Source organism: Psychrobacter sp. FME13 (genome assembly GCF_014861395.1).
GTDB lineage: Bacteria > Pseudomonadota > Gammaproteobacteria > Pseudomonadales > Moraxellaceae > Psychrobacter.
Map to the genome: position 1 here is coordinate 1 of NZ_RRYV01000399.1, position 389 is coordinate 389.

The 389-nt window shown below is 41.1% G+C and carries 1 protein-coding gene; it reads left to right on the forward strand.

Annotation, left to right across the window (positions count from 1 at the left end; translation table 11 throughout):
• Positions 1–137: 137 nt before the first annotated feature.
• Positions 138–389: IS1 family transposase (locus tag EI164_RS16770; protein ID WP_192521083.1), on the forward strand; the 252-nt coding region annotated here is incomplete at its 3' end.

Sequence of the window (389 nt, forward strand, 5' to 3'; positions counted from 1 at the left end):
CTTTTACATCAATTATGGCTACGTCTGATGCCAGCATACTTTTTAGAACACCACCAAAATTTTGGTGGTGTATCAGAAAGTATGCTGAGGAGATAAAAGGAGGGTGACAGCCAAAGCAAGATGATATATTTGAGGTTATGAAGACACAAATAGATATCAGCTGCCCCGACTGTCACAGTCCCAGTTTAAAGAAAAACGGCATAAAAAGCTATGGCAAGCAGAACTACCAATGCAAGGACTGCAAACGACAATTTATTGGTGACCATGCCTTAACCTATCACGGCTGTCATTCTAAAATAGAAGACATCATACGGCTAATGACGGTTAGAGGTTGCGGCGTTAGAGACATAGCTATTATAGCCTCAGTCAGTATCGGTAAAGTATTGAGC